General features: G+C 43.3%; 18 protein-coding genes and 1 tRNA gene. 18 read left to right on the top strand and 1 reads right to left on the bottom strand.

Annotated elements, in window-relative coordinates:
• The first annotated feature begins 5 nt into the window (after positions 1–5).
• From hisF to V5M37_RS24835, 9 genes are all read left to right on the top strand, one after another.
• Complete coding sequence (gene hisF, locus V5M37_RS24875) at positions 6–767, top strand: imidazole glycerol phosphate synthase subunit HisF (RefSeq protein ID WP_423799574.1); 762 nt, start codon at positions 6–8, stop codon at positions 765–767.
• 68 nt (positions 768–835) lie between these two features.
• Positions 836–1,465: a bifunctional phosphoribosyl-AMP cyclohydrolase/phosphoribosyl-ATP diphosphatase HisIE gene (hisIE, locus tag V5M37_RS24870; RefSeq protein ID WP_423799573.1), complete on the top strand. Its 630-nt coding sequence runs from the start codon at positions 836–838 to the stop codon at positions 1,463–1,465.
• 346 nt (positions 1,466–1,811) lie between these two features.
• Positions 1,812–3,308, top strand: a complete 1,497-nt coding sequence (locus V5M37_RS24865) for a tetratricopeptide repeat protein (RefSeq protein ID WP_423799572.1) — start codon at positions 1,812–1,814, stop codon at positions 3,306–3,308.
• Positions 3,309–3,433: 125 nt separating this feature from the next.
• The gene (trxB, locus tag V5M37_RS24860; RefSeq protein WP_423799571.1) at positions 3,434–4,384 is read left to right on the top strand and encodes a thioredoxin-disulfide reductase; all 951 of its coding nucleotides are present in this window, start codon (positions 3,434–3,436) and stop codon (positions 4,382–4,384) included.
• Between the two features lie 360 nt (positions 4,385–4,744).
• Positions 4,745–5,203, top strand: a complete 459-nt coding sequence (locus tag V5M37_RS24855; protein WP_423799570.1) for an 8-oxo-dGTP diphosphatase — start codon at positions 4,745–4,747, stop codon at positions 5,201–5,203.
• Positions 5,204–5,225: 22 nt separating this feature from the next.
• Positions 5,226–6,122, top strand: coding sequence for an RNase adapter RapZ (gene rapZ, locus V5M37_RS24850; protein WP_213117727.1), 897 nt, complete (start codon positions 5,226–5,228; stop codon positions 6,120–6,122).
• Entirely contained in the window at positions 6,119–7,102 is a 984-nt protein-coding gene (locus tag V5M37_RS24845) for a gluconeogenesis factor YvcK family protein (protein ID WP_423799569.1), read from the top strand. The genes rapZ and V5M37_RS24845 overlap by 4 nt, the downstream gene beginning before the upstream one ends.
• A gap of 106 nt (positions 7,103–7,208) precedes the next feature.
• Entirely contained in the window at positions 7,209–8,159 is a 951-nt protein-coding gene (gene whiA / locus V5M37_RS24840) for a DNA-binding protein WhiA (protein WP_213144220.1), read from the top strand.
• A gap of 76 nt (positions 8,160–8,235) precedes the next feature.
• Positions 8,236–8,493: an HPr family phosphocarrier protein gene (locus V5M37_RS24835; RefSeq protein WP_213117730.1), complete on the top strand. Its 258-nt coding sequence runs from the start codon at positions 8,236–8,238 to the stop codon at positions 8,491–8,493.
• Positions 8,494–8,577: 84 nt separating this feature from the next.
• On the opposite strand, the gene clpP is transcribed toward V5M37_RS24835, so the two are convergent.
• Positions 8,578–9,180 carry an ATP-dependent Clp endopeptidase proteolytic subunit ClpP gene (gene clpP / locus V5M37_RS24830; protein ID WP_378583067.1) on the bottom strand — a complete coding sequence of 201 codons (603 nt, stop codon included), beginning with the start codon at positions 9,178–9,180 and terminating at the stop codon, positions 8,578–8,580.
• Positions 9,181–9,428: 248 nt separating this feature from the next.
• Here clpP and V5M37_RS24825 point away from each other — a divergent pair.
• From V5M37_RS24825 to eno, 9 genes are all read left to right on the top strand, one after another.
• A tRNA-Arg gene (locus V5M37_RS24825) sits at positions 9,429–9,500 on the top strand.
• Between the two features lie 145 nt (positions 9,501–9,645).
• On the top strand, positions 9,646–10,968 hold the full coding sequence (gene rpoN / locus V5M37_RS24820) for an RNA polymerase factor sigma-54 (RefSeq protein ID WP_423799568.1): 1,323 nt from the start codon (positions 9,646–9,648) through the stop codon (positions 10,966–10,968).
• 56 nt (positions 10,969–11,024) lie between these two features.
• The gene (locus tag V5M37_RS24815) at positions 11,025–11,273 is read left to right on the top strand and encodes a glutaredoxin family protein (RefSeq protein ID WP_423799567.1); all 249 of its coding nucleotides are present in this window, start codon (positions 11,025–11,027) and stop codon (positions 11,271–11,273) included.
• 142 nt (positions 11,274–11,415) lie between these two features.
• Positions 11,416–12,438 carry a sugar-binding transcriptional regulator gene (locus tag V5M37_RS24810; protein ID WP_423799566.1) on the top strand — a complete coding sequence of 341 codons (1,023 nt, stop codon included), beginning with the start codon at positions 11,416–11,418 and terminating at the stop codon, positions 12,436–12,438.
• A 67-nt stretch (positions 12,439–12,505) separates the two neighbouring features.
• Entirely contained in the window at positions 12,506–13,513 is a 1,008-nt protein-coding gene (gene gap, locus V5M37_RS24805) for a type I glyceraldehyde-3-phosphate dehydrogenase (RefSeq protein ID WP_423799565.1), read from the top strand.
• Between the two features lie 163 nt (positions 13,514–13,676).
• Positions 13,677–14,861 (top strand): phosphoglycerate kinase, encoded by a 1,185-nt coding sequence (locus V5M37_RS24800; protein ID WP_423799564.1) that lies wholly within the window; start codon positions 13,677–13,679, stop codon positions 14,859–14,861.
• A gap of 152 nt (positions 14,862–15,013) precedes the next feature.
• Positions 15,014–15,775 (top strand): triose-phosphate isomerase, encoded by a 762-nt coding sequence (tpiA, locus tag V5M37_RS24795; protein WP_423799563.1) that lies wholly within the window; start codon positions 15,014–15,016, stop codon positions 15,773–15,775.
• Complete coding sequence (gpmI, locus tag V5M37_RS24790; protein WP_423799562.1) at positions 15,768–17,300, top strand: 2,3-bisphosphoglycerate-independent phosphoglycerate mutase; 1,533 nt, start codon at positions 15,768–15,770, stop codon at positions 17,298–17,300. Before tpiA ends, gpmI begins: the two co-directional genes overlap by 8 nt.
• Positions 17,301–17,480: 180 nt before the next feature.
• A complete protein-coding gene (gene eno / locus V5M37_RS24785) occupies positions 17,481–18,779 on the top strand; it encodes a phosphopyruvate hydratase (protein ID WP_423799561.1) in 1,299 nt (432 codons plus the stop codon).
• The last annotated feature ends 206 nt before the right edge of the window (positions 18,780–18,985 follow it).

Genomic DNA, 18,985 nt, shown 5'->3' with positions numbered 1-18,985 from the left:
AAATCATGACTTTAACGAAAAGAATTATACCCTGCTTGGACGTGAAGGACGGGCGGGTAGTAAAGGGAATTCAATTTGTCCAACTGCGCGACGCCGGCGATCCGGTAGAACTGGCGCGGATTTATGATGAGCAAGGGGCCGACGAGCTTGTGTTTCTTGATATCTCGGCTTCGGTTGAGGGACGAAAGACAATGGTTGAGGTCGTTAGGGCGGTTGCCTCCGAATTGGCCATTCCTTTTACGGTTGGCGGCGGCATCAATTCATTGGAAGATATGAAAAAAATTCTCCGTGCCGGGGCCGATAAGGTTTCCTTGAATACTGCGGCGGTCCAGAATCCGGAGCTTATTCGCGAAGGGGCCGACTTTTTCGGATCCCAGTGTATCGTTGTAGCCATTGATGCAAAATATGATTCAGAGCTTGGAACATGGCGTGTTTATACACACGGCGGCCGTAAGCCCACTGACAAAAAGGTAATTGATTGGGTGAGGGAAGCAGCGGAGCTTGGAGCCGGTGAAATTTTGCTGACCAGCATGGACAGCGATGGCGAGAAAAACGGTTTTGACCTCTCTCTTACGAAGGCGGTCAGTGAAGCCGTTACGATTCCGGTGATTGCTTCAGGCGGTGCCGGAAATGCGGAGCACTTTGGTGAAGCCTTTTTGGAAGGTAAAGCCGATGCCGCACTTGCCGCATCCATTTTTCATTACAAGGATACTTCAGTGCAGGAAGTTAAAAGCTATTTGCGCGAAAAGGGACTGGCCGTCCGTTAAAAACGCCGGCCTATGGATCTTTTTTATAAAAAACTAAGTTCGATTTCAAAAAAGGAAGTGACGGTCCGATGAATCCGGACACTATCAAATTTGACGAAAAGGGATTAGTCCCTGCTATTATTCAGGATGCAGAAACATTAGAAGTTTTGACGCTTGCTTATATGAATAAAGAGTCGCTTGCGAAAACATTGGAAACAGGTGAAACCTGGTTCTACAGCCGCTCTCGCCAGGAATTGTGGCATAAGGGGGAAACAAGCGGCAATACGCAGTCTGTCGTCAGCATTAAGTACGATTGCGATCAGGATGCTTTATTGGTGCTAGTGAATCCTAAAGGACCAGCCTGCCATACAGGAGCAGTCAGCTGTTTTTCAGGGGAAGAGGTTGCAGATCGCAAATCCAGCCTAGGGGACTATCAAATTTTACAAACCCTTGAAAAGGTCATTTTGGACCGCGAACAGGAGCGTCCGGAAGGTGCCTATACCACGTACCTTTTTGAAAAAGGTGTCGATAAAATTTTGAAAAAGGTTGGCGAGGAAGCAGCCGAAGTCATCATCGCAGCCAAAAACCGCGACCATGGAGAACTGAAATGGGAAGCAGCCGACTTGCTTTATCACCTGCAGGTATTGCTGGTGGAACAAGGCCTTCCATTTAAGGAAGTTTTGCGGACACTAGAAGAAAGACACAAGGACCGGTCCTGATTTTGGACCGGTTTTTCTATTTGAAAATACCTATTTTAGGAAGGGTTCGTCCTTTTTTAAACGGTTTGGCGGATATCTATTCCATTTTGGCGGATATTCAACTGAATACGGCGGATATTGCCCCCAACTTGGCGGATATCTCCGTGCACTCAGCGGATAACTTTCCATATTTGGCGGATTCCCTTTTCTGGTTGGGTTTGATCAACCTTCTTACCAAAATAATAACCATTTTTAGCTAAACCCCGCTCCGGAAATTTTTCCATAACGCCCAAAGCCCTAAATCCTTCTCGTACAAGACTCAATTGTGTTATACTACATTAGTTATGAAAGGATGATGGAGGACTGCATGAGTAAAGACGCAAAAGCAAGAATGCAAAAGGGGAAAATACTCTCATTTGTTCCTACAGGGGAATATTATTTCAAGAAAGGAATTAAGGCATACCATCGCCGTGATTTTTTCAAAGCGAAAAAATATCTGGGACGGGCGCTGCAGCTTGAGCCGGGCGAACCGATGATTGCGTGCCAGCTGGCCATTGTATCTACTGAACTTGGCGAGTTTGAAGATTCCAACCGACTCCTGCATCTCATCCTTGAAGATCTTGACCATGAAATGGTGGAGTGCCACTACTTCTTAGCAAATAATTATGCCCATTTGGGATTTTTTAAAGATGCTTATCACCATGCCAACTTGTATATGGAATTGGATGCAGGTGGGGATTTTTCAGAGGATGCGGAGGAATTGCTTGAGCTTCTCGCATTGGAGTCGGATGATTTGGCTGAAGAGTTCTTTCAGCAGGACGACCTAATCGTTAAACAGGAGCAGGCTCGCGAGCTGCTCGAATCAGGTTATTTCCCAAAAGCGATAGAATTATTAAAGGAAGTCATCAAGGAGTACCCGGAATACTGGTCTGCCTACAACAACCTAGCGCTCGCTTATTTCTATTTAGGCAAAGGCGAGAAGGCGGACGCCATCTTAAATGATGTTTTGAAAAAGAACCCCGGGAATCTGCACGCGCTATGCAATAAAATGATATTTGCCCATTATCAAGGGCGTATCAAATATGTCAATGAGCTGTTTGATAGCTTGAAAAAAATTCAGCCGCTTTTAAGCGAGCACCAATTCAAGCTCGGAACCTCTTTCGCGCTTGTCGGCGAATATGAGAATGCTTATGTTTGGCTGAAAAAGTTATATAAAAACGGCTTTGATGGGGATGGCCCGTTTTATTATTGGCTCACCTATTCTGCTTATTTCACAGGCAGGGAAGTTTTTGCCCAAAACGTTTGGAAAAAGCTGCTTGAAATTAATCCTGACAAAGAAGGCCAGGAACCGTGGAATACAAATGAGCAGGACCGTGCAAACGGGTTTGAGGACCATTCCGGTTCGATTTTTCAAAAACTAGAAAGCGATTATGTCGAGGAACGGTTATTTGCTCTATTCCTGACAACTGTTTCGGATAAAAAGGATGAAATTATCACCTCAAAACGCCTTTTTCAAAATCAGAAATTTACGGCGCTGGAGAAGGAATACATCTCGTTAATCCGGTCGGGAAGACCGTCACGGACGGCCGATGCGCAGGAAGTCGCTGAGCTGTTTTATGAAAACCATCAGCCAATTGGGACAATTGAGGCCGGTTTATATTTAATGTGGTTTTCCGTTTTTGTGGAAATGTTTAAAGCAAATATGCAATTGAAAAATAAAAGCGCCTGGGCAGGTGCAGTCGAGTACGTATGGCACAGGCTGCGCAGTGAAAAAGTGTCCCAGCAGGAAATTGCACAGCGCTACGGAACCTCATCGGCAACAATCGGAAAATACGTAAAGTTAGTCAACGAGCTTTTAAATTAAAATTAAAATCACCCCAAAATCGCCGGAAATGAGCAGATTTTTGGACTATAGATCAATTGTTTAATACGATTAAGTTGGGAAAGCTAAACTTAATCGTTTTTTTTATACAAGGAGTGAAAACGACCATGACTGAAGAAAAAATTTATGATGTCATCATTGCTGGGGCGGGTCCTGCCGGGATGACAGCTGCTGTATATACATCACGTGCAAATCTATCGACCCTCATGATTGAACGGGGAATGCCGGGCGGCCAGATGGCTAATACCGAGGATGTTGAAAACTATCCGGGTTTTGAAAGCATTTTAGGTCCAGATTTATCAACGAAAATGTTTGAGCATGCGAAGAAGTTCGGTGCTGAATATGCTTATGGTGACATTAAAGAGGTTGTTGATCATGGCGATTATAAACTCGTCAAAGCCGGATCAAAGGAATATAAAGCCTACTCCGTCATCATTACAACAGGTGCAGAGTATAAAAAAGTCGGAGTGCCAGGCGAAAAAGAGCTTGGCGGCCGCGGAGTATCCTATTGTGCAGTCTGTGACGGAGCATTTTTCAAAAATAGAGAGCTTTTTGTCATCGGCGGAGGGGACTCTGCAGTTGAAGAGGGTGTATACTTAACTCGATTCGCATCTAAGGTTACCATCGTGCATCGCCGTGACCAGCTTCGTGCACAGAAAATTCTTCAAGACCGTGCCTTTGCTAATGAAAAGGTTGATTTTATTTGGAATCATACCATTAAATCGATTAATGATAAGGACGGTAAGGTTGGCAGTGTGACATTGGTATCAACAGTGGATGATACAGAACAAACCCTGCCTGCTGATGGCGTGTTCATTTATATCGGAATGGTGCCGCTATCTAAACCATTCGAGAGCTTAGGCATCACAAACGAAAATGGCTACATTGAAACAAACGAAAAAATGGAAACAAAGGTGCCAGGCATTTTCGCAGCAGGAGATATCCGTGAAAAAACACTTCGCCAGATCGTAACGGCGACTGGCGACGGCAGTATTGCTGCCCAAACAGCCCAACACTATGTGGAAGAATTGAAAGAGGAAATGAAACTGAAAAAATAATTAAAAAGTTTCCCAACATTTTTTACAAAAAGTTAATCCTGTTTTAATTCAACTGTAACAGTAGTGAAATAAAAGTATAGTATGATTATGGAAATTGACCCCCTTTAAAAATATATACCTTTTCTGCACAGGTCCAGCAGCCTGTGCTCTTTTTTTGTGTTCAGCAAGAAAGCTACATAATAAATACGGGAACTCGCCAATCTGGCTCTAATTGTAATATTTGTAAGATGTAATTTGCAGAAATATCAATTTTCAATTGATTGTGAGCGGGTTATAAAAATAGTATAATGAGAAGAATATATGAGGTTGTTATCTTAAGATATTTTGCAATATGTGTTTATATAAAGAGGGTGAAATGTTGTGCAGCGGGTCACCAATTGTGTGTTAATTAGAGAAAATAAGGTATTGTTGCTGCAAAAACCGCGGCGTGGCTGGTGGGTGGCACCTGGCGGAAAAATGGAGCCGGGCGAGTCTGTCCGGGATTCCTGCATCCGGGAATACCGTGAAGAAACGGGCGTATATTTAAAAAATCCCCAGCTAAAAGGAATTTTTACGATGATTATGATGGAGGGCGACCAGCTTCTGTCGGAGTGGATGATGTTCAGCTTTGTGGCCCATGATTCCGATGGCTTGGACCTTGATGAGTCGGATGAAGGCAAGCTTGAATGGCATACTTTTGACCAAATAAAAGGCTTGCCGATGGCTGCAGGAGACTACCATATTATCGATTATATGATCCACGGCAAGGGTATGATTTACGGTACTTTTACTTATACAAAAGACTTTCAGCTGATTAGTTACCGATTAGATCCAGGTTAATTCGAAATAGGAGGAAACAAAAATGAGTACCGGTTCGACAAGCGATATCCAAATGGTCATTATTACTGGCATGTCCGGCGCAGGGAAAACAGTCGCCATTCAAAGCTTTGAGGATTTAGGATTCTTCTGTGTCGATAATCTGCCTCCTACCTTACTGCCGAAATTCCTAGAACTTATGAAGGAATCAGGGAATAAAATGAATAAAGTTGCCCTTGTCATGGACCTGAGGGGACGGGAGTTTTTCGATCATCTTTTTAAAGCGTTGGATGATAATCTTGCAGAAACCTCCTGGGTTACACCGCAAATTTTATTCCTTGATGCGGATGATGCCACATTGGTCCGCCGCTATAAGGAAACAAGACGGTCGCATCCACTCGCAAAATCAGGGTCACCTCTTGAAGGTATTACCCTTGAACGGGAGCTTCTTGAGGAGTTAAAAGGCAGGGCACAATTAATTTACAACACTTCCCAGATGAAACCGCGGGAATTACGTGAGAAGATATTAACGGAGTTTACGGCGAATAAACAATTAATTTTTACAGTTAACGTTATGTCGTTCGGTTTTAAACACGGCATTCCCATTGATGCCGACCTTGTTTTTGATGTGCGTTTTTTGCCCAATCCGCATTATATTGAACATATGCGCCCGAAAACAGGACTCGACGAAGATGTCTCCAGCTATGTCTTAAAATGGAACGAAACACAGAAATTTTTGGAAAAAGTAACAGACCTTCTGAGTTTCATGCTTCCTCATTACAAAAGGGAAGGCAAGGCCCAATTGGTGATTGCGATTGGCTGTACGGGCGGCCAGCATCGTTCTGTGGCGCTCGCTGAATACATCGGCCGATTTTTCCAAAAGGATTATAAGACGATTGTTTCTCACCGTGACATCGAGAGGAGAAAGGAAAAGACAACATGAGAGAATTTGGGCAGCCTAGAATAGTCGTCATCGGCGGAGGCACAGGGTTACCTGTTTTGCTTAGAGGCTTAAAGCAGTATCCTGTTGATATTACCGCTATTGTCACCGTAGCTGACGATGGCGGCAGTTCAGGCCGAATCCGAGAGGACCTGCATGTTCCTCCGCCGGGTGATGTCCGTAATGTTTTGGTGGCACTTTCCGATGTGGAGCCTCTCGTTGAGGAAATGTTCCAGCACCGGTTTAAGACGTCAAACGAACTATCCGGCCATTCGCTTGGCAACCTGATTATCGCCGCGATGACCTCGATAACCGGTAATTTTGTTCATGCGATTCAGGAGATGAGCAAGGTTCTGAATGTAAGGGGAAAAGTGCTGCCTGCTGCCAACCAAAGTGTTGTGTTGCATGCAGAAATGGAGGATGGGACGATTGTATCAGGAGAATCGAAAATTCCCTACTCCGGTAAAAAAATTAACCGGGTTTTTTTGACCCCAAAGCAAATCCGGCCACTTCCGGAAACGATTCAGGCTATCCGCCAAGCCGACCTGATTATTCTTGGACCGGGCAGTTTATATACGAGTCTATTGCCTAATCTGCTGGTGCCAAGGCTAGGCGATGAGGTTTGCCGGTCGCATGCCAAAAAGGTTTACATTTGCAATTTGATGACACAGGCCGGCGAAACGCATGGCTATACTGCCAGCGATCATGTGCGAGCTATTTATGATCATTTGAGCAGCGCGTTTATTGATACGATACTCGTGAATAATGAAGAGATTCCGCAGGATGTTCAGCTTCGCTACAATGAGGAATTGGCCCATCCTGTCCTCTACGATGTGGATCGGTTAACCGAGCTTGGGCTTGAGACGGTTTATGCCGACATTGCCAATCTAGAAAACGGTGCACTCAGGCATGACCCAAAGAAGGTCGCCAAAATTTTATATAATTTGTTAATAAATGAAACCAAAAGACGTTATGAAGCGTAAATAAGTTAATATTATTTAAAAAGCTTATTTAACATGTTCTTTTTTGAAAGAAATTACTTTCAAAAAGGAATATTTATGTTAGTGTTGGTCATAAGGAGGTGAGGGAATGTCTTTCGCTTCGGAAACGAAAAAGGAATTAACGAACTTGGAAGTGAAATCCTGCTGCAGCCGTTCTGAGCTTTCAGCCCTAATCCGCATGAACGGTTCCCTTTCCTTTTCAAATCGAAAAATCATTGTCGATATTCAAACCGAAAATGCTGCGATTGCCAGAAGAATTTATACCTTGATTAAAAAGAATTACCAGGTTCAGGTTGAGCTGCTCGTCCGCAAAAAAATGCGCTTGAAAAAGAATAATGTTTACATCGTGCGCTTGGCAGAGCAGGCGAGGGAAATTCTCGAGGATACAAAAATCCTTGGTGAGGGTTTTACCTTCATCCATAATATCTCCCCCGAACTGATAACAAAGAAGTGTTGTAAGCGTTCTTATCTGCGCGGTGCGTTTTTGGCCGGAGGTTCCGTGAATAATCCGGAAACATCCTCCTATCACTTGGAAATTGCTTCACTATATAAAGAGCATAATGATTCCTTATGTGAATTGATGAATACATTTGACTTGAATAGCAAAACGCTTGAGCGCAAAAAAGGCTATATTACGTACTTAAAAGAGGCTGAAAAGATAACCGAGTTTTTAAATATTATTGGCGCGCATAATGCCCTGCTCCGCTTTGAGGATGTCCGAATTGTCAGGGACATGCGTAATTCAGTTAACCGCCTGGTAAACTGCGAAACCGCCAATCTTAATAAAACCATCGGAGCCTCAATCAGGCAGGTCGAAAACATAAGGTTCATTGATCAAACGGTAGGCCTGCAGATTTTACCTGATAAATTAAGGGAAATTGCCGAGCTTCGGTTAAATTATACAGACGTTACCTTAAAGGAACTAGGTGAAATGGTTTCCGGCGGGTCTATTAGCAAATCCGGCATCAATCATCGCCTGCGTAAAATTGATGAAATTGCCGAAAGGCTGCGGGCTGGAGAAATGCCATCGGTGAAGTAGATATAATTTTAAAATAGTTTGTTAGTGAATGAGCATTCATTTAATATTATAGTGGGATAATGAGGAGGAATTTGAAATGTTGGTAAAAGAAGTAGAAGTTAAATTAAGAACTGGTTTACAGGCGCGTCCTGCCGCCCTATTTGTACAGGAGGCGAACCGCTTTTCCGCAGATATTTTTCTAGAGAAAGACGGCAAGAAAGTAAATGCTAAAAGTATTATGGGCTTAATGAGCCTGGCTGTCGGTTCTGGCGTTGTCATTAACATTATTGCAGACGGCTCTGATGAAGAAACCGCCATTAAGGCATTATCTGAGTTTATTCAGAAGGATCATTAAGAAAAAAAGCTGGCTCACATTCGAGACCAGCTTTTTTGCATGTAAAAAGCAATCGGCTTGCTCGCCGATTGCCCGTTTTAAGTATTATTTTTCTTTCTTATCTAGGATATTGCGTGTAATGATGTTGTCAATTAAACCATATTCTTTCGCTCTTTCAGCAGTCATGAAGTTATCGCGGTCTGTATCTTGGCGAAGTACTTCGATTGGCTGGCCAGTACGCTCAGCTAAAATGCCGTTTAGTTTTTCGCGAAGGAATAAAATGCGCTTAGCGGCGATTTCAATTTCAGTAGCCTGACCTTGAGCTCCGCCCAGCGGCTGGTGAATCATTACTTCAGCGTTTGGTAATGCAAAACGCTTGCCCTTTTCCCCAGCGGCAAGTAAGAATGCACCCATTGAAGCTGCCATACCGATACAAACAGTGGATACATTTGGCTTGATATACTGCATCGTATCATAAATGGCCATTCCAGCGGTGATGCTTCCGCCCGGGCTATTAATATAAAGAGTAATGTCCTTTTCAGGATTTTCCGCTTCAAGGAACAACAACTGCGCTACAATGCTGTTGGCAACATTATCATCAATACCGCTGCCAAGCATGATAATTCGGTCTTTTAATAAACGGGAATAGATATCGTATGCCCGTTCGCCGCGATTCGTTTGTTCAATGACTGTAGGAATCAAATTCATTTTTCTTCCTCCTTTGAATAAAAAATGTAAAAAGCTTATGTATTGTTATCATACACTGATGGTCAATAAAGGTCAAACAATTCATCTCGAAAAATGTTCGACAACTTTCCCTCATTCAGCATAACCAATCGCGAGCGGTTTTAAAACTATTTTTTAGCTTTGGAGAAAGGATTTAACCGTTAAATATTCTATTAGCTCTTGCCAAAATAGAAATAATGAAATATAATATGTAAGTCGCTAATAAATTTGCCCTCGTGGTGCAACGGATAGCACGTAAGATTCCGGTTCTTAAAATGTGGGTTCGATTCCTGCCGAGGGCGTCATAGAAGCTTCCTGTTCTTTTACGACAGGGGGCTTTTATTTTTTTTAAAACTTTCTCTTTTCCCCGCAAATCCTTCTAACCAACTAATTCCCATTCACGAATTGACCGCTTTCATGTAAAATAAAACAGGAGGGGGGAAACGAATGAATTTTAAGGCAGGTTTATGGCAGCAACAAACTCTAAAATTAACCATGACGCAGGAACTGTCCCAGGCGATTGCCTTATTGCAGTATTCAGCGCAAGAATTGACAGCATTTTTAGAAAATAAGGCACTTGAAAATCCCCTAGTACAAATTGAAAATGTCAATGAGCGACCGATGAATCCGCTGCTTGACCGGAACCGGCGCAAACATCAAAAGACGGAAAAAGACTGGATTGAGCAGATTGGTGCAAAGCCATACTCGCTTGAGGAACAATTAATTTCACAGTTAAATATATCAAAGTTACCGGCGGAGGAGTTAAAAGCAATACGCTATCTTATTCAGAATTTAGATGAAAACGGTTACTTTACTGGCGATTTACACGAGGTAGCCGCAACATTAAGAATACCGCTTGAACTGGCTGAAGACGGCCTGGCCGTTCTTCAGACGCTTGAACCAGCGGGAATTGGGGCGAGAAACCTGCAGGAATGCTTGCATATCCAGGTTGACTATCTAATGCCTGATAACGAGCTTGCCAAAAAGATAATCTCTGACTATTTTATCCCGTTTGCCGAAAAGAAATGGAAGCAAATTGCGAAGGAGCTTCAGGTCAGTTTAAAAGAGATCCAAGGTGTTTTTGACGAGATCCAATTTTTGAACCCGAAACCGGGGGCGCTTCTGGGAATAGAGACGGCTTCTTACATCATTCCAGATGTGATTATTGAACAAACACAAGAAGGGCTAATCGTCCGAATGTTTGATGACCCCATTCCGAAAATTAGTTTTAATGATAAATATTTTCATAAATTTAAGGACCAGGATCAGCAGGTCAGCAAATTTCTTCATGAGAAGGTACAGGATTATCAATGGATTTTAAAAAGCATTGAGCAGCGAAAGGAAACGCTGACAAGGGTGGTTACCAAGATTGTCGAAAAGCAGCCTGCTTTTTTCCAAAAGGGTCCGCAATATTTGGCGCCGATGACGATGAAGGAAATTGCCTCCGAGTTGGATGTTCATGAATCGACTGTCAGCCGGGCGGTTCGGGAAAAATATGTGCAAACTCCGATTGGGACATTTCCGTTGAAGTCGTTTTTCTCGAGTACGATCCAAACCGTATCGGAGGAAGAGTCCACCTCGTCGACACAGGTAAAGAATGCTATTAGCAAACTGATTGAAAAAGAAAACAAAGAAAAGCCTCTTTCAGATCAGGATATTGCGGAACAATTAAAGGTCTTGGAGGGAATCGTCGTCTCCAGAAGAACGATTGCCAAGTACCGGGACCAACTTGGGATCCCTTCTTCTTCGAAGAGGAAGAGGTTTAATTAGCGTGGGCAATTGAGATATAGCTGCCCCCATGATAAAAGTTAGAAAGGATACAAATAATGCCGCAATCAACCATTACCCTATACACAAGAAACGGCTGCCCTCTATGTGATAAAGCCAAAGCTACCTTGCTCGAACTGAAGGAGGAATATAATTTTTCTCTGGAAGAAATCGATATCGAGCAGGATGATGAGCTCCATGAACGCTATGGGCTGATGATCCCGGTTGTCCACGTTGATGGGGAAGAAGCTGCGTACGGATTCATTGACAAATATGAAATTAGTAATCGTTTGCAAGAAAAATCCTAAGTTTTATTAGTTGAATTAAATTTTCACTCCTGCTACAATAAAAAACATAGTAAGGGTGATTTTTTTTTGGTGGTTGTGGGACATAATATGTCTATGGTGGACATTTTTTGACCAACTGCATATAATAAAGGAGTATGAAAACATGCAGTCATTCATCGATATGACAAAAAGATTATTGCCCGATTTCCTTCCAGTCCTGCAAAAACGTCATTCCATCCTAAGGTACATAGGAATGATGCAGCCTGTAGGCAGGAGGAGTTTAGCCACAAGCCTTGGACTGACCGAAAGAATCCTTCGTAGTGAAGTAGAATTCCTCAAAGAGCAAAATCTTATTTATACAAACACTGTAGGAATGAGTTTAACACTTGAGGGAAAAAATTTGCTTGAGGATTTAAACGGGTTTATGCGTGAGTTGAAGGGTATCGACGTCATGGAGCTGGAGCTAAAGCATCAGCTTGGTATTAAAAAAGTCATCATTGTTCCAGGAGACAGCGACGAATCCCCGATGGTCAAAAGCGAGCTTGGTAAGGCGTCTGCGGCCTGCATGAAAAAGCTTTTTCAAGGGGAAAATATCATCGCTGTTACAGGCGGTTCAACGATGGCTGCTGTAGCGGAATGGCTCTCACCTATAGCCTCTGGCAAGGAATTGTTGTTTGTGCCAGCACGAGGCGGGGTTGGCGAGGATGTTCAAAATCAAGCCAACACAATTTGCTCCAATATGGCGCAAAACACCCATTCTAGACACCGCGTCTTTTATGTTCCCGATCAGGTCAGCACGGAAATTTATGACTCTCTGATTAAGGAACCCGGCATCCACGAAGTTTTGGAATTAATTCGCTCCGCCAACATGGTTCTTCATGGAATTGGGGATGCTATGACAATGGCCGAACGGCGCAAGACGAACCCTGATATATTGGAAAAGCTGGGAAATGGTAAAGCTGCCGGCGAGGCTTTCGGCTATTATTTTAGCGAGGCTGGCGAGATTGTCCACAAAGTGGTCACCATTGGGCTTCAGCTAGAGGATTTAGAAAAGATTCAAAACGTGATTGCAGTCGCTGGCGGAACGTCAAAGGCGAAAGCAATCAGGGCCTATATGAAGCAGGCACCGCCATCCACGATATTAATTACGGATGAAGGAGCCGCAAACAAATTATTAAACCAGTAATAGGTAATGAAAAGGATTATTCCTTTTTAAAAATAAAACCCTGCCCATCTAAAGGAGGAAATTTAACATGACAGTAAAAGTTGGTATTAATGGTTTTGGACGTATCGGTCGTAACGTATTCCGTGCGGCATTAAACAATAGCGAAGTGGAAATCGTAGCAATCAATGACTTAACAGATGCAAATATGCTTGCTCACCTTTTAAAATATGACACTGTTCACGGAACACTTGCAGAAGATGTAACTGTTGATGGTGAATACCTAGTAGTTGGCGGCCACAAAGTGAAGGTTTTAGCTGAGCGCGACCCTGCACAATTAGGCTGGGGCGACCTTGGTGTAGACGTAGTAGTAGAATCTACTGGCCGTTTCACAAAGCGCGAAGATGCTGCGAAACACCTTGAAGCAGGCGCTAAGAAAGTTATCATTTCTGCTCCAGCAACTAACGAAGATATCACAATCGTTATGGGTGTTAACGAAGACAAATACGATGCAGCTAACCACCATGTACTTTCAAACGCATCTTGTACTACTAACTGCTTAGCTCCATTTGCAAAAGTATTAAATGACACATTCGGCATCAAGCGCGGTATGATGACTACTGTTCACTCTTACACTAACGACCAGCAAATCCTTGACTTGCCACACAAGGACTACCGTCGTGCTCGTGCAGCAGCTGAAAACATGATTCCAACTTCAACTGGTGCTGCAAAAGCGGTTGCGTTAGTTTTACCAGAACTAAAAGGCAAATTAAATGGTATGGCAATGCGTGTACCAACTCCAAACGTTTCTATCGTTGACTTAGTAGCTGAATTAGAAAAAGATGTAACTGTTGACGAGGTCAATTCAGCTCTTAAAGAAGCTGCTGAAGGTCCATTAAAAGGTATTCTTGCATACAGCGATCTTCCATTAGTTTCTAGCGATTACAACGGTGCTACAGTTTCTTCTACTGTTGATGGTTTATCAACAATGGTTCTTGAAGGAAACATGGTAAAAGTATTATCTTGGTACGATAACGAAGTTGGTTACTCTAACCGCGTTGTTGACCTTGTTGATTACATCGCTAAAAAAGGACTTTAATTCTTTTTCTCCAATCCCGTTGGATAGGAATGGAATTTTTACCGCAAACTATTTATAATGATTAATGGTATTCCAAGGGGAGTGGGTGATGGGAGCCCCTCTCCTTTTTTACTGTGTTTACAGGGATTTTTTCGAAAGCCATACATAAGGAGGTCCTTTTTCGATGAACAAAAAGTCAGTAAAAGATGTTGATGTGAAGGGTAAACGCGTGTTTTGCCGGGTGGATTTCAACGTTCCGATGCAGGATGGAAAAATTACCGACGAAACGCGAATTCGTGCGGCACTGCCAACGATTCAATATTTAATCGAGCAGGGTGCAAAAGTAATTCTGGCGAGCCATTTAGGCAGACCAAAGGGCAAAGTGGTTGAAGAAATGCGACTAACTCCAGTAGCGGTTCGACTGTCTGAACTTCTTGGAAAAGAAGTGAAGAAAGCAGATGAAGGCTACGGGGATTCTGTTAAAGCGTTAATCGACTCCATGACTGAAGGCGACGTTTTATTGCTTGAAAATGTTCGTTTCTACCCTGGTGAAGAAAAGAATGATGCAGAACTTGCGAAGTCATTTGCAGAGCTAGCCGATGTTTATGTAAATGATGCATTTGGTGCTGCACACCGTGCTCATGCTTCCACAGAAGGAATCGCACACCATTTGCCAGCAGTATCAGGCTTCTTAATGCAAAAAGAGCTTGATGTTCTTGGTAAGGCATTGTCAAATCCGGAACGTCCATTCACAGCGATTATTGGCGGGGCAAAGGTTAAGGACAAAATTGGTGTTATTGAAAATCTATTAGAATTAGTTGACAACTTGATTATCGGCGGCGGCCTTGCTTATACGTTCGTTAAGGCACAGGGCCATGAAATCGGTAAATCGCTGCTTGAAGAAGACAAAATTGACTTAGCTAAATCCTTTATGGAAAAAGCAAAGGCGAAGGGCGTTAACTTCTATATGCCAGTTGATGCGATAGTTGCTGACGATTTCTCAGCCGATGCGAATACAAAAGTGGTTGCGATCGAAGAGATTCCTGCCGATTGGGAAGCATTAGATATCGGACCAAAAACAGCAGAAATTTACCGCGATGTCATTCAAAAATCCAAGCTTGTCATTTGGAACGGACCAATGGGTGTGTTCGAAATTGATAAGTTCGCTGGCGGTACGAAGGCTGTTGCACAGGCTTTGGCAGATGCTGAAGGTGCGTATTCGGTTATTGGCGGCGGCGATTCTGCAGCGGCAGTTGAAAAATTCGGCCTTGCTGATAAAATGAGCCACATCTCCACAGGCGGCGGCGCTTCATTGGAGTTTATGGAAGGAAAAGCACTTCCAGGTGTAGTGGCGTTGAACGATAAATAATTTTATCTACAAATTTAAGGTGGATATCTACAAAGATTGAGCCGATATCTACAATTTTTTAAATATATCTACAAATTTTAGGCAGATATCTACAAATTTTGTACTGATATCTACATTTCAATTTTTTTAACCAAAGAAAGGGATGTTCCAGCATGCGTAAACCAATTATTGCAGGTAACTGGAAAATGCACAAAACACTTTCCGAAGCGAAAAGTTTTGCGGAAGAAGTGAAAGGCCTCGTGCCTGCTGCTGACAAGATGGATTCTGTCATTTGCGCACCTGCGTTATTTTTACAAAGCCTTGTGGAAACAGTCAAAGGCAGCGAAGTGAAAATTGGTGCTCAAAATGTGCATTTCGAAGAAAAGGGTGCCTTTACAGGTGAAATCAGCCCTGTAGCACTTGCTGACTTAGGCGTTCAATATGTCATTATCGGCCACTCTGAGCGCCGTGAAATGTTCAATGAAACAGATGAATCAGTTAATAAAAAGGTTCTTGCAGCATTTAAACACGGCCTAACACCAATTGTTTGCTGTGGTGAAACATTAGAGCAACGCGAAAACGGCGAGACGATGAACCTTGTTGGATCCCAGATTGAAAAAGCACTTACAGGCTTAACTGCGGATCAAGTAAAAGAAACAGTGATTGCTTATGAACCAATTTGGGCAATCGGAACGGGTAAATCTTCGACTGCTGCAGATGCAAACGAAGTGTGCGCGCACATCCGCCAAGTTGTTGCTAAGCAATTTTCCGATGATGTTGCAGCGGCTATCCGTATTCAGTACGGCGGCAGCGTGAAGCCAGAAAACATTAAAGAATACATGGGACAGCCTGATATTGACGGTGCCCTTGTTGGCGGCGCAAGCCTTGAACCGCAGTCATTTTTGCAATTACTAGAGGGTGGTAAATATGAGTAAAGCTCCTGTTGCCCTCATCATCCTTGACGGCTTCGGCTGCCGGGACGAGCATAAAGGTAATGCGGTCTACCATGCGAAAAAGCCAAATTTTGACCGCTATTGGGAAACATACCCGCATAACCATTTAACCGCGAGCGGTGAAGCAGTCGGCTTACCTGAGGGGCAGATGGGTAACTCGGAAGTAGGTCACCTGAATATCGGTGCTGGCCGGATTGTTTACCAAAGCCTAACTCGTGTGAACATTGCTATCCGCGAAGGGGAATTTGAAAAAAATGAAACCTTCCTTGGCGCAATGGAGCACGCAAAGAAAAATGGCACAGCTTTGCATTTGTTTGGCCTTCTGTCTGACGGCGGGGTGCACAGCCATATTAATCATATGTTTGCCCTTTTAAAATTGGCCAAGGAGGAAGGCGTGGAAAAAGTATATATTCACGCATTCCTTGACGGACGTGACGTCGGCCCACAAACAGCACCAACATATATTAAAGAAACAATGGAAAAAATGAAGGAGATTGGTGTCGGCGAAATCGCCACCATTTCCGGACGCTATTATTCCATGGACCGTGACAAGCGCTGGGAGCGTGTTGAAAAATCATATCGGGCAATGGTGTATGGTGAAGGTCCTTCTTACAAAAGCCCGCTAGAGGTTGTAGAGGATTCTTATTCTCACGGAATCTATGATGAATTCGTCCTGCCTTCGGTAATCGTCAAGGAAGACGGACAGCCTGTTGCAACCATCCAGGACAACGATGCAGTTATTTTTTATAACTTCCGTCCGGACCGGGCCATCCAGATTTCGAATACCTTTACCAACGAAGATTTCCGTTCGTTTGACCGCGGACCGAAGCATCCGCAACATTTACACTTCGTTTGTTTAACGCACTTCAGCGAGTCAGTGGACGGCTATGTTGCCTTTAAGCCGACAAACTTGGACAACACGTTAGGAGAAGTGTTGTCGCAAAATAATATGAAACAGCTGCGCATTGCTGAAACGGAAAAATATCCGCATGTTACGTTCTTTATGAGCGGCGGACGCGAGGATAAGTTCCCTGGCGAGGAGCGGATTTTAATCAATTCGCCAAAGGTACCAACTTATGACCTGCAGCCGGAAATGAGCGCCTACGAAGTGACTGATGCTTTGTTGAAGGAAATCGAAGCGGACAAGTTCGATGCGATTCTCTTAAACTTTGCTAACCCTGATATGGTCGGCCACTCAGGTAAGCTCGAGCCAACCGTTAAAGCGATCGAGGCAGTGGACGAGTGCTTAGGAAAAATTGTTGATGCAATTCTTGCAAAAGGCGGTACAGCGATTATTACTGCTGATCACGGAAATGCTGATGAAGTGGTGACCCTTGAGGGCAATCCAATGACAGCGCACACCACTAACCCCGTGCCGGTTATCGTCACGAAGCAGGGTGTTGAGGTTCGCGACGGCGGTATCCTAGGAGATTTAGCGCCAACTATTCTGGATCTTTTGAATGTGAAGCAGCCTGCGGAAATGACTGGAAAGTCTTTGATTAAGTAAGCTGCTTTATCGATTCGCTAATAGAACTGTGAAATTCGCTAATAGGACTCCTGAATTCGCTAATAGAATAAAGAAATTCGCTAATAGAACCAGAAAATTCGCTAATAGGGTGTAATTTTTCACCTAAAATTGAACAGAACTTGATTGATAAAATTAATTTTTCAAAGGAGAGAATTAAAAATGCCATATATTATTGATGTTTATGCTCGTGAAGTATTAGATTCCCGCGGTAACCCAACAGTAGAAGTTGAAGTTTTCACTGAATCAGGCGCATTTGGCCGTGCATTAGTACCAAGTGGTGCTTCTACAGGTGAATACGAAGCAGTGGAACTTCGTGACGGTGACAAAAGCCGTTACCTTGGCAAGGGTGTTCAAAAAGCAGTTGACAACGTAAACGACATTATCGCGCCAATGCTAGTAGAAGAAGGCTACAGCGTACTTGATCAGGTTTCTGTTGATAAGGCTCTTATTGAGTTAGACGGAACTGAAAACAAAGGCAAATTAGGTGCAAACGCAATTCTAGGAGTTTCTATGGCAGTGGCTCATGCTGCAGCAAACTACCTTGATGTTCCTTTATACCAATACCTTGGCGGATTCAACTCTAAGCAGCTTCCAGTGCCAATGATGAATATCGTTAACGGCGGAGAGCATGCTGATAACAACGTGGATATCCAAGAATTCATGATCATGCCTGTAGGTGCTCCAAACTTCAAAGAAGCACTTCGCATGGGCGCAGAAATCTTCCACACATTAAAATCAGTTCTTAAAGGTAAAGGCCTTAATACAGCTGTTGGTGACGAAGGCGGCTTCGCTCCAAACCTAGGATCAAACGAAGAAGCACTTCAAACCATCGTAGAAGCAATCGAAAAGGCTGGCTACAAGCCTGGCGAAGAAGTTATGCTTGCTATGGATGCTGCATCTTCTGAGTTCTACAACAAAGAAGACGGCAAATACCATTTATCTGGTGAAGGGGTTGTGAAAACATCTGCTGAAATGGTTGACTGGTACGAAGAGCTTTCATCTAAATACCCAATCATCTCTATCGAAGACGGTTTAGATGAAAACGACTGGGAAGGCCACAAGCTTTTAACTGAGCGTCTTGGCAAAAAAGTTCAATTAGTGGGTGACGACTTATTCGTAACGAATACTAAGAAGCTTGCTGAAGGGATCGAAAAAGGAATCGGCAACTCTATCCTTATCAAAGTTAACCAAATCGGTACATTAACTGAAACTTTTGATGCAATCGAAATGGCTAAGCGTGCTGGCTACACTGCCGTTATCTCTCACCGCTCTGGTGAAACAGAAGACGCAACAATCGCTGACATCGCTGTTGCTACAAACGCTGGTCAAATCAAGACTGGTGCACCATCTCGTACAGACCGCGTTGCGAAATACAACCAATTGCTTCGCATTGAAGATCAATTAGGTGAAACTGCACAATATAACGGAATCAAGTCTTTCTATAACTTGAAGAAGTAATTTTTAATAAAATTAGGACCTCCGGCCGTACACTTGGCTGGAGGTCCTTTTATTATGTTTCGGGGTTACTGTCGGATAAGTCATTTTTACTGGCGGCTAACGTATGGTTACTGTCGGATATATCGTTCCAACTGTCGGATAAAACCAGTTTACTGTCGTAAGGAGTTTTTTCACTGTAGTAGTATCCATTTATGAAAAAAATTGGA

Origin of the sequence: Neobacillus sp. SAB-20_R2A, from assembly GCF_049568635.1 — a bacterium.
Taxonomy (GTDB): domain Bacteria; phylum Bacillota; class Bacilli; order Bacillales; family Cytobacillaceae; genus Neobacillus; species Neobacillus citreus.
This window is presented reverse-complemented; position numbering and strand designations above follow the sequence as displayed.

Bases quoted from the DNA above. Each gene is read 5' to 3' on its own strand.
- hisF (WP_423799574.1), top strand. From the start codon at position 6: ATGACTTTAACGAAAAGAATTATACCCTGCTTGGACGTGAAGGACGGG.
- hisIE (WP_423799573.1), top strand. From the start codon at position 836: ATGAATCCGGACACTATCAAATTTGACGAAAAGGGATTAGTCCCTGCT.
- V5M37_RS24865 (WP_423799572.1), top strand. From the start codon at position 1,812: ATGAGTAAAGACGCAAAAGCAAGAATGCAAAAGGGGAAAATACTCTCA.
- trxB (WP_423799571.1), top strand. From the start codon at position 3,434: ATGACTGAAGAAAAAATTTATGATGTCATCATTGCTGGGGCGGGTCCT.
- rapZ (WP_213117727.1), top strand. From the start codon at position 5,226: ATGAGTACCGGTTCGACAAGCGATATCCAAATGGTCATTATTACTGGC.
- V5M37_RS24845 (WP_423799569.1), top strand. From the start codon at position 6,119: ATGAGAGAATTTGGGCAGCCTAGAATAGTCGTCATCGGCGGAGGCACA.
- whiA (WP_213144220.1), top strand. From the start codon at position 7,209: ATGTCTTTCGCTTCGGAAACGAAAAAGGAATTAACGAACTTGGAAGTG.
- V5M37_RS24835 (WP_213117730.1), top strand. From the start codon at position 8,236: ATGTTGGTAAAAGAAGTAGAAGTTAAATTAAGAACTGGTTTACAGGCG.
- clpP (WP_378583067.1), bottom strand. From the start codon at position 9,180: ATGAATTTGATTCCTACAGTCATTGAACAAACGAATCGCGGCGAACGG.
- rpoN (WP_423799568.1), top strand. From the start codon at position 9,646: ATGAATTTTAAGGCAGGTTTATGGCAGCAACAAACTCTAAAATTAACC.
- V5M37_RS24815 (WP_423799567.1), top strand. From the start codon at position 11,025: ATGCCGCAATCAACCATTACCCTATACACAAGAAACGGCTGCCCTCTA.
- V5M37_RS24810 (WP_423799566.1), top strand. From the start codon at position 11,416: ATGCAGTCATTCATCGATATGACAAAAAGATTATTGCCCGATTTCCTT.
- gap (WP_423799565.1), top strand. From the start codon at position 12,506: ATGACAGTAAAAGTTGGTATTAATGGTTTTGGACGTATCGGTCGTAAC.
- V5M37_RS24800 (WP_423799564.1), top strand. From the start codon at position 13,677: ATGAACAAAAAGTCAGTAAAAGATGTTGATGTGAAGGGTAAACGCGTG.
- tpiA (WP_423799563.1), top strand. From the start codon at position 15,014: ATGCGTAAACCAATTATTGCAGGTAACTGGAAAATGCACAAAACACTT.
- gpmI (WP_423799562.1), top strand. From the start codon at position 15,768: ATGAGTAAAGCTCCTGTTGCCCTCATCATCCTTGACGGCTTCGGCTGC.
- eno (WP_423799561.1), top strand. From the start codon at position 17,481: ATGCCATATATTATTGATGTTTATGCTCGTGAAGTATTAGATTCCCGC.